6 protein-coding genes are annotated in these 7,689 nt (G+C 74.1%); 5 read left to right on the forward strand and 1 reads right to left on the reverse strand.

The window, feature by feature from the left end:
- Positions 1–245 precede the first annotated feature (245 nt).
- Positions 246–1,268, reverse strand: a complete 1,023-nt coding sequence (locus ABD308_RS11625) for a glycoside hydrolase family protein (RefSeq protein ID WP_344332015.1) — start codon at positions 1,266–1,268, stop codon at positions 246–248.
- 261 nt (positions 1,269–1,529) lie between these two features.
- Between ABD308_RS11625 and ABD308_RS11630 the strand changes: the two genes are divergently transcribed.
- From ABD308_RS11630 to ABD308_RS11650, 5 genes are all read left to right on the forward strand, one after another.
- Positions 1,530–3,116: a DUF3604 domain-containing protein gene (locus ABD308_RS11630; protein ID WP_344332016.1), complete on the forward strand. Its 1,587-nt coding sequence runs from the start codon at positions 1,530–1,532 to the stop codon at positions 3,114–3,116.
- 77 nt (positions 3,117–3,193) lie between these two features.
- Complete coding sequence (locus ABD308_RS11635) at positions 3,194–4,066, forward strand: polysaccharide lyase family 20 protein (protein WP_344332018.1); 873 nt, start codon at positions 3,194–3,196, stop codon at positions 4,064–4,066.
- A gap of 44 nt (positions 4,067–4,110) precedes the next feature.
- A complete protein-coding gene (locus ABD308_RS11640; protein WP_344332020.1) occupies positions 4,111–5,676 on the forward strand; it encodes an ABC transporter substrate-binding protein in 1,566 nt (521 codons plus the stop codon).
- Between the two features lie 55 nt (positions 5,677–5,731).
- Entirely contained in the window at positions 5,732–6,691 is a 960-nt protein-coding gene (locus ABD308_RS11645; protein WP_344332022.1) for an ABC transporter permease, read from the forward strand.
- Positions 6,688–7,530: an ABC transporter permease gene (locus tag ABD308_RS11650; protein ID WP_344332024.1), complete on the forward strand. Its 843-nt coding sequence runs from the start codon at positions 6,688–6,690 to the stop codon at positions 7,528–7,530. The genes ABD308_RS11645 and ABD308_RS11650 overlap by 4 nt, the downstream gene beginning before the upstream one ends.
- The last annotated feature ends 159 nt before the right edge of the window (positions 7,531–7,689 follow it).

Consider the following 7,689-nt stretch of genomic DNA (forward strand, 5'->3'; position numbering starts at 1 on the left):
ACCCCCGTCGTCCGCCCGGAGGGCGGGCCGGGCGGCTCCCCCAGCCTCCGGCCGGGAGGTACCCCCACGGGTGCGTGCATCGCAAGGCGGAGGAGGGAGTCCATGCGGTGGGGACACCTCCCGGTCGTCAGGCTGGGGGCCATCGGCGACCGACGACAACGCGGCGAGGTGCGTGCCCTGGGGGTACCTCCCGGCCGCCAGGCTGGGGGCGCGTCGCCCGGCAGGCGGGGGTTTGAAGACGGGCCCTACGGCCGCAGGCCGGCGAACTCGTCGAGGACGGCGACCCGCAGTTCGTGGGCGCCGTCCGGGCGGGTCTGCTCGTAGTAGAGGTACCAGCGGCCCCGCGCCGCCACCACGTCGGCGTAGCGGACGTCCAGCCACGGCCGGTCGGGGGTCAGGCGGCGCCAGCGGCGCAGGTCGGGGGAGGCGGCGAGGCCGCAGCGCTCCTCGTAGTTGCCGGACGCGTCGGCCGATCCGTCGTAGAGGGCGAGCCAGCCGCCGGATCCGTCGGGCAGGACGGCGGTGATCCGTGACTCGTAGGCGTCCCACGCGCCGGCCGGGCCGACGTCCAGGACCTCGGCGTCGCGGCCGGGCGGCGCGGTGAACCGCAGGCCGTCGGCGGAGGCGGCGAGTGCGGTGGGCTGGACGGTCAGACCGGTGGTGTGGATGTCGGCGGTGGCGTGGGCGCGGGACCGCTCCTCGGCGCTGAAGGCGCGCGAGCGCGAGACGGTGGCGAACAGCTGGACGCCGCCGTCGTGTTGCAGCAGGTAGGGGTCCTTGACGCCCTCGGTGCCGGTGCCGGCGGCGGTGAGGACGGGGGTGCGGGTGGCGAGGTCGAAGGCCTCGGGCGTGTCGGCGCGGAGGGCGTCGATCCGCCAGCGCCGGTCGGCGGGGTCGACGTAGCTGAGGTGGAGCAGGTAGCCGCCGTCGCGGGGGAGCAGGGCGAAGCGCTCCATGGACGGTGAGTCGAGGTCGGCGCGTTCGACCGACCAGAGGTCGCGGAACTCCACGCCGTCCCGGCTCTCGGCCACCGCGCAGCGCCAGCCCCGGTCCTGGCCGTCGGACGCACCGGCCGTACCGGACGCGCCGGACGCGCCGGCCGTGGCGCGCGGGCGGCGTTCGCGGTAGGTGAGCAGGAAGCGGTCGCGGTCGGGTTCGTAGCGCACCCCGGGGCAGCCGGCCCAGTAGCCGGGCTCGGGGCGTTCGGGGGCGCGCACCAGGGCGGAGCCGGAGAGGTCGGGCGCGGCGGGCGGGGTGGTGATCGGCATCGGTGGCGGGTCGTCCTCACGAGTAGGGGCGGAATCTCCGTCACTTTCTATCAGATCGATAGAAAGTGACGGAGGGTCCAACCGCATGGGCCCGAGACGATAGGCCTGGACGCAAGCGCCCTGTCACATGCTGTGATTCTGTGAATCGAATGTTTCCTCCTGTGGCGATCGGGCAACGTCGCCGGGCTCGGCCTTGACCCTCTCTCGAAGATCGGGAAAGACTTCTTCTCAGAGTCGATCAAACAGAGGAAGCCCGATCCGATGACAGCCCCCACCACCGACGCACCCGGCTACGGCGGTCTCGGTCTCTACGTCGGCGACCTCCACAACCACTGCGGGATCAGCTACGGCCACGGCCCGATCGAGGACGCCTACGCCAACGCCCGCCTCCAGCTCGACTTCGCCAGCGTCACCGGCCACGGCTGGTGGCACGACCTGCCCGAGCGCACCCCCGAGCTGGCCGGCCTGGTCGACTACCACACCGAGGGCTTCGCCCGGCTCGCCGACCGCTGGGAGCACGTCCAGGAGGTCACCGCCGCCGCCCACCAGGACGGTCGGTTCGTCACCTTCCAGTCCTTCGAGTGGCACAGCCTCGCGTACGGCGACCACTGCGTGTACTTCGACGGCCCGCGCGGCGAGATCATCCGCGCCGCCGACCTGGACGGGCTGCGCGCCCGGCTGCGCGAACTCGCCGCCCAGGGCGTGCGCACCTGGGCGCTCCCGCACCACATCGGGTACGGCACCGGGCGGCGCGGCATCAACTGGGCCGCGTACACCGAGGAGTTCGCCCCGGTGGTGGAGGTGATGTCGATGCACGGCTGCGCCGAGTCGGACGAGGCGCCGCGCGGCTACCTGCACACCATGGGGCCGCGCGACACCACCGGCACCGCCGTGCACGGGCTCCGGCTCGGCCACCGGTTCGGGCTGATCGGCTCCACCGACCACCACAGTGCCTTCCCCGGCAGCCACGGGCACGGCCGGGTCGCCGTCTGGGCGCCAGAGCTGACCCGGTCGGCGATCTGGGACGCGGTCCAGACGCGCAGCGCCTACGCGCTCACCGGCGACCGCATCCTGCTCGCGACCTCGGTCAACGGCGTGCCGATGGGTGGCGAGGCGCCCTCCGCCGACCGTCGCCGGATCCGGGTCACCGTGCGCGGCCGGGACGCCCTCGACCACGTCGAGGTGGTCCGCAACGGCGTGCCGATCCACCGGCTCTCCCGGCCCGAACTCCTCGCCGCCGCAGGGGCGGAGAAGGGCTTCGACGGCACGCTCGGCTTCGCCGTCGGCTGGGGACGGCGCGACTCGCCGGTGCGCTGGGACGTCACCCTGCGCGTCGAGGGCGGTGAACTGCGGGACGTGCAGCCCCGGTTGCGCGGCTCCGAGACGGTGGCTCCGGCCGACGCCGAGCCCGCCGGCTACCGGCCGTCCGACTGGTGGCGCACCGGCCCGGGCGAGCTGCGGCTGCGCACGGTGACCGAGGGCAACCCGAACACCGCGACCGACGCCACCCAGGGCTTCTCGCTGGCCGTCGCGGGCGACGACCGGACCAGGCTGACCGCGACCGTCAACGGTGTCGACACCACCTACAGCGTCGGCGAGTTGCGGGAGGGGCCGCGCACCGGCTTCCTCGGCGGCTTCGTCTCCGGCGCCTACCGCTTCGACCGGGCGGTGCCCGGCCGGGAGCTCACCGCCGAGCTCGACCTGGTCGACGAACGGCCCGGCGGGGACGGCGACTTCTACCACGTGCGGGTCCGGCAGCTGAACGACCAGTGGGCCTGGTCCAGCCCGACCTGGGTGGGACGCGCGGGGTCCGGCGGACCGGCGGACTCCTGTCGACGGGCCGGCTGACGCCCGGTACCCGTCGTCGGCCGGCCGCCCAGGTCACCGCCCACCGTTCCAGCGAACCCGCACCGAGGAGCACCACCATGTCCGTCACCACCTCCGCCCGCCGCACCGCCGGCGCCGCGCTGGCCGCCGCGCTGCTGACCGGCACGCTCGCCGCCCCGGCGGCCGTCGCGGGCACCACCGACACCGCCGCGAGCACGCCCGTCGCCGCGACCAGTACGACCGCCACGACCAGTACGACCGCCACGACCGGTACGACCGCCACGACCGGCACGACCGCCGCGACCACGGTGTTCGCCGACGACTTCGAGTCCGGCACCGTCGCCAACTGGACCCGCCAGCGCGTCGACGGCAACGGCTCCATCACCGCCCCCGCCGCCCCCGCCGGCGGCTCCGGCCTCGCCGCCCGGTTCAGCGTCCCCAACGACGGCGCGTCCTACCGCTCCGAGGTGGCCGTGAACGCCCTCGGCTGGGGCGCCTACCGCTTCGCCCTCGCCGACTACCTGCCCGCCGACTGGGTGCAGACCTCCACCGAGACCATCGTCGCCCAGTGGCACGGCTACCCGCTCTCCGACGGCAGCGACACCAAGCCGCCGATCGCGCTGACGGTCAAGGACGGCAACTGGCGCCTCAAGGTGCACTGGCTGACCGGCCCGACGACCGTCGCCGAGGCGGTGATCCCGCTCGGCACCGTGCAGTTCGGGCACTGGAACCAGTGGGCGTTCGACATCACCTGGTCCACCGACAGCACCCCCGGCGCGATCACGGTGTACCGCGACGGCGTCCAGGTCGGCGCGCACAGCGGGCTCAACAACTACCACCAGAACCAGGCCCCCTACTTCAAGACCGGGATCTACCGCGCCAACTGGAACCCCGCCAAGGGCATCTCGTACCCGACCGGCGGCCCCGACGTGGTGCTCTACAGCGACAGCGTCGTCGTCACCCGGTACTGACCCGGCCCCGCCGAAACCCCCAACCACCAAGAGGTAGCACCACCATGAGCGAAGCGGCCCGTCTCCCCGGCCTGCCCCGACGAGGCTTCCTCGGCCTGAGCGCCGGAGCGGCACTGCTGGCGGCGGGCTGCCGCTCGGCCACCGACCCGGAGGCGGGCGCCGCCCCCGGCGGCACCGCCGCGGCCTCCGCGCCCGACCTCCAGATCGTGTACGGCAGCGCGCCCGACCCCACCCAGCTGCTCCACCGCGGCCCGGACACCCCCGCGTTCGTCAACCTCGTGCTGGACCGGCTGGTCGACCTCGACCCCGCGACCCTCCAGCCGGTTCCCTGGCTGGCCACCTCCTGGGAGTGGAGCGCCGACCGGCTGAAGCTGGTGCTCAAGCTGCGCGAGGACGTCACCTTCCACGACGGGCACGCGCTCGAAGCCGACGACGTGGTCTTCTCGCTGGTCGGCGCCACCAAGTCCTCCCAGGTCAAGCCGCTGCTGGAACGCCTGGCCGATGTGAAGGCCAGCGCCCGCAACGAGGTCACCCTCACCCTCGCCAAGCCGACCAGCAACCTGTTCGACGCGCTCGCCTTCAACCCGGTGGTGGACGCGCGGACCTACGTCGAGGGCCGGGCCAGTGACACCGTCAACGGCACCGGCCCGTTCGGCTGGCGGTCCTTCAAGGGCGGCAACCAGCTCGACCTCGTCCGCAACGAGCGCTACTGGCAGAGCGGGCGCCCGCGCTTCGAGCGGATCACCGTCCGCTCGGTGACCAGCAGCCAGGCGGCGCTGTCCGCCCTGCAGTCCGGTCAGGGGCACCTGATCGGCGCCGTCCCCGGGCGCGACCTCAAGGTGCTGGCGGGCAACCCCGGCTTCACCGTGCAGTCCGCCAAGGCCTCCTACCAGCAGGCGTTCCTCGGCGTGAACGTCGCCTCCAAGCCCTTCGACGACCTGCGGGTCCGCCAGGCGCTGCAGTACGCGGTGGACCGCGAGCGGATCGTCGCCCAGGTCTACGGCGGCCACGCCGAGGCGAGCAGCCTGCCCTGGCCGTCCAACACCCCCGGCGTCACCCCGGACCAGGTCACCCGTTACCGGCACGACCCGGAGAAGGCGCGCGGGCTGCTGCGCGAGGCCGGCGCCGAGGGCGCCCGGGTGCCGCTGACCGCCGCCAACTCGCCGGTCTTCAGCTCGCTCGTCGAACTGGTGAAGTTCGACCTGGAGCAGGCCGGGTTCGGCGTCGACGTGCAGCTGCTGGACAACGCCGCCATCCAGCCGAAGATCCAGCAGGGCACCCTGGAGGGCCTGTTCGTCGCCAACCACGGCATGGTCAGCGTCTCGCCGCTGAGCGGCATCACCGTCTCCGGGCCGCTCCAGGTCGGCCGGAACACCTCGCACGTCACCGACCCGGCCTACGCCGACCTCCAGGCGCGCGCCTTCGCGGCGGCCGACGAGCAGGCCCGGGCCGACGTCAACCACGAGCTGTCCGAGTACCTGCTCGCGCAGTCCTTCCACATCACCCTCGCGCACGCCTGGGAGACCTACGCCTTCGCCTCCTCGGTGCGGGACGTGTCCACCAGCGCGCTGGGCTACCTGAAGCTGACCGACACCCGCCGGGACGCCTGAGCCGCCCGCCCGCCGCCCGCGCCGTCAGCCGCCCCGCCCACCCCCGGAGAAACCCGTGCCGTACTGGACCAGAAAGGCCGCCGGAGCCCTGGCCACCCTCTGGCTCGCCTCGGTGGCCGTCTTCCTGCTGCTCCGCCTGGCCCCCGGCGACCCGGTCTCCGCCGCGCTCGGCGCCGAGGCCGACCAGGAGCAGCGCGACCACCTCGGCCGCCAGCTCGGCGTGGACCGGCCGCTGCCCGTCCAGTACCTCACCTGGCTGGGCGGCCTGCTCGGCGGCGATCCCGGGCTCTCCTTCCACTACCGCGAACCGGTCACCCGGATGATCGGCCAGAGCCTCGGCTCCACCCTGCAACTCGCCCTCGCCGCAGGCCTGCTGATGCTGGTGCTCGGCCTGCTGCTGGGCGCCGCGCTGGCCGCCGAGCGACGCGGGCGGCTGGCCAGGGCGCTGGACCCGCTCACCACCGCCGTGCTCGCCCTGCCGGTGTACGTCACGGCGGTGCTGTTCGTCTTCGTCTTCGCCGTGCTGCTGCGGGTGCTGCCGGCCGGCGGCGAGAAGGACCTGTTCACCGCGCCGGACCTGGCCCTGCAGTACCTGGCGCTGCCCGCCGTCGCGCTCGCCCTGCCCGGCTCGGTGGTGCTCGCCCGGCTGCTCGCCACCGAGCTGCGGCGCACCCGGCAGGAGGAGTTCGTGCTCACCGCGATCGCCAAGGGCGCCCCGCCCCGGCGGATCCTGCTGCGGCACGTGCTGCCCAACAGCCTCGCGCCGTTCTGCGTGGAGTTCGGGATCACCCTGGGCGAGCTGCTCGGCGGGGCCGTCGTCGCCGAGCAGCTGTTCGCCCGGCACGGCCTCGGACAGCTGCTGCTGGACGCGATCAACCAGCGGGACTATCCCGTCGCGCAGACCCTGATCATGCTCGCGGTCGCGGTGGCCGTCACCGTGCAGCTCGGCTCCGAGCTGCTGGTCGGCCGGCTGGACCCGAGGATCGCCCGCGCCGGCACCGGGGAGGGCCGATGAGCACCACGACCGCCGTTGGCGGGAGCCGCCGGCCCGCCCTGCCCGCAGCGCTGCGCGGGCGGCGCGGCCGGACCGGGGCGGTGCTGGTCGCCCTGGTGGTGCTGCTCGGGCTGCTCGGCCCGCTGCTGCTGTCCGCCGACCCGTACCAGCAGGGCCGCGAGGCGCTGGCCGGGCCGTCCTGGGAGCACCCGCTCGGCACCGACGAGGTCGGCCGCGACCTGCTGGCCCGCGCCCTGTACGGGGTCCGGATCGAGCTGCTGGTCTGCCTGCTGGCCGTCCCCGCCGCCGCCGTGCTGGGCACCCTGCTCGGGCTGCTCGGCGGGCTGAACCGGCTGCTCGGCGAGGCCGTCCAGCGCCTGTTCGACCTGCTGCTCGGCTTCCACGGGCTGCTGCTTGGCCTGGCCATCGCGCTGATCGTCCGCCCCGGCCTCGGCAGCGTCGTCGTCACCGTGGTGCTCAGCGCGCTGCCCGCCTTCGGCCGGCAGGCCCGCGCCGCCCTGCTCGCCCAGCTCGCCCGCGACCACGTGGTGGCCGCCAGGGTGCTCGGCGTGCCGCGCGGCCGCACGCTGCGCCGGTACGTGCTGCCCAACGTCACCGACGCCGCCACCGCGCTGCTGGCCGTGGCGATGGCGCATGCCGCCAAGATCGAAGGCGGCCTGAGCGTGCTCGGCTTCGGCATCCAGCCGCCCACCCCCTCGCTCGGCACGATGATCAACACCGGCAGCAAGTACCTCTTCCTGCACCCCGGTTACGCCCTCGCGCCGGTGCTGCTGCTGGGCCTGCTGGTGTTCGGGCTGACCCTGCTCGCCGACTCGTTCAACCGGGAGAAGCTGCGGTGACCGCGACGACGACGACCAACGCCCCGACGGCCCCGGCCACCGGGTCGCCGCTGCTGGAGGTGGCCGGGCTGCGCGTCACCGCCGGGCCCCACGAGGTGGTCCACGGCGTGGACTTCACCCTTCGCCCCGGCGAGATCCTCGGCCTGGTCGGCGAGTCCG

It is taken from the genome of Kitasatospora putterlickiae (genome assembly GCF_039527695.1).
Taxonomy (GTDB): Bacteria; Actinomycetota; Actinomycetes; order Streptomycetales; family Streptomycetaceae; genus Kitasatospora; species Kitasatospora putterlickiae.